This is a genomic window from Kitasatospora sp. NPDC054939 (genome assembly GCF_053610105.1).
This window is the reverse complement of sequence record NZ_JBSGXP010000300.1, coordinates 1-1929: the sequence shown is the minus strand read 5'-3', so window position 1 is coordinate 1929 and position 1929 is coordinate 1. Positions and strand designations below refer to the sequence as shown.

The following is a 1929-nucleotide window of genomic DNA, read 5'->3' as shown; positions in this document are numbered from 1 at the left end:
GCCTCGGCGGAGGGGGATTCCGCCGAGGCCGCGCCCGGTGCTGCCGTGGACGGGTGGTGCGGCGGCCCGGTCGGGGCCGCCGCTCGCCGTCAGTTGGCGCGGTCGAAGTCGATCGCGCTGTACGCCCGCAGCTTGGAGAGCTTGTGGGTGGAGTGGATCTCGCGGATGGTGCCGCTCTTGGAGCGCATGACCAGCGAGCTGGTGGTGGCGGTCTCCTGGCGGTAGTGGACGCCGCGCAGCAGCTCGCCGTCGGTGATGCCGGTGGCCACGAAGAACACGTTCTCGCCGCTGACCAGGTCGTCGGTGGTGAGCACGCGGTCCAGGTCGTGGCCGGCGTCGAGGGCCTTCTGGCGCTCGGCGTCGTCCTTCGGCCACAGGCGGCCCTGGATGACGCCGCCCATGCACTTCATGGCGCAGGCCGCGATGATGCCCTCGGGGGTGCCGCCGATGCCCATCAGCAGGTCGACGCCGGTGCCCTCGCGGGCGGCCATGATGGCGCCGGCGACGTCGCCGTCGGAGATGAACTTGATCCGGGCGCCGGCCTCGCGGATCTCCTTGACCAGGCCCTGGTGGCGCGGGCGGTCCAGGATGACGACGGTGACGTCCTCGACGGCGCTGCCCTTGGCCTTGGCGACCCGGCGGATGTTGACGGCCGGCGGGGCGGTGATGTCGACGAACTCGGCGGCCTCGGGGCCGGCGACGAGCTTGTCCATGTAGAACACCGCGCTGGGGTCGAACATGGTGCCGCGGTCGGCGACGGCCAGCACCGCGACGGCGTTGTTCATGCCCTTGGCGGTGAGCGTGGTCCCGTCGACCGGGTCCACGGCGACGTCGCACTCGGCGCCGGTGCCGTCGCCGACCCGCTCGCCGTTGTAGAGCATCGGCGCTTCGTCCTTCTCGCCCTCGCCGATGACGACGACGCCGTTCATCGAGACGGTGGAGACGAGGGTGCGCATCGCCTTGACGGCTGCGCCGTCCGCGCCGTTCTTGTCACCGCGGCCGACCCAGCGGCCGGCGGCCATGGCTGCGGCCTCGGTGACGCGGACGAGTTCGAGGGCGAGGTTCCGGTCCGGAGCCTCCGGGGCGACCTCAAGTGATCGAGGGAGCCCGTGAGGGTGGGTGGTCATCGTCGTTACCTCTCTGTACGCGACGGCCAGTGAGCGCTCGACTACTGCCTGGTCGAACGCCGTGGTGAGGGTCCTGCGATCGTATCTGCCCTTGAGATGACTGTCTGTGGCGCGGGTCGCCACCCCTCGTCGCTTCGGGTCGGTTTGCCCTGGTTCACCCGTCCGTGGGTACCCCGGGTGCGGGCGCCGACGTGCGGATGGGTCACCATGTGGGGGTGGCAGCAGAGAGCAGGGGCATGAGGGGTCGGCAGTCGGTGCGGGACATGGTCCTGTCGATGCTGGCGGTCGGTGTCGTGGTCTGGGTCGGGTACCTGTTCCTCCCGCACGACGCGGACGGGGACGGCGTGAAGGTCGTCGAGTACCGGGTCGCCGCCGCCTCGGCGAAGCGGGCCGCGCCGTACCCGCTGCTGGTGCCCGAGGGCCTGTCCGCCAAGTGGCGGGCGACCTCGGTCAAGTACACCGCCCCGCAGGGCGGCAAGGGCCCCGCGGTCTGGCACCTGGGCTTCGTGACCCCGGCCGGCCAGTACGCGGCGGTCGAGCAGAGCGACGCCGCCCGCGACGACGTGCTGGACGCGAAGGTGGCCGGCGGCAAGCCGGACGGCGCCTCCGAGGTGGCGGGCCGCAGCTGGGAGCGGGTGCAGGGCGCCAAGTCCCGGGCGCTGGTCGTGCCGAGCGGAAGCGCCACCACGCTGGTGACCGGCACCGCCTCGTACGAGGAGCTGGCCGAGCTGGCGGCGGCGCTGAAGTAGCCGCCGGCCCGCCCGGACGTGCGACAGGGCCCCCGGAGACTTCTCCGGGGGCC

Annotated in this window: 2 protein-coding genes; one reads left to right on the top strand and one right to left on the bottom strand. The window is 72.4% G+C overall.

Annotation, left to right across the window (positions count from 1 at the left end; all coding sequences use genetic code 11):
* Positions 1-89 precede the first annotated feature (89 nt).
* Complete coding sequence (gene glpX, locus ACWGB8_RS38455; protein WP_452218297.1) at positions 90-1127, bottom strand: class II fructose-bisphosphatase; 1038 nt, start codon at positions 1125-1127, stop codon at positions 90-92.
* Positions 1128-1363: 236 nt separating this feature from the next.
* On the opposite strand from glpX, the gene ACWGB8_RS38450 reads away from it, so the two are divergent.
* Positions 1364-1876: a DUF4245 domain-containing protein gene (locus ACWGB8_RS38450; RefSeq protein WP_452218296.1), complete on the top strand. Its 513-nt coding sequence runs from the start codon at positions 1364-1366 to the stop codon at positions 1874-1876.
* The last annotated feature ends 53 nt before the right edge of the window (positions 1877-1929 follow it).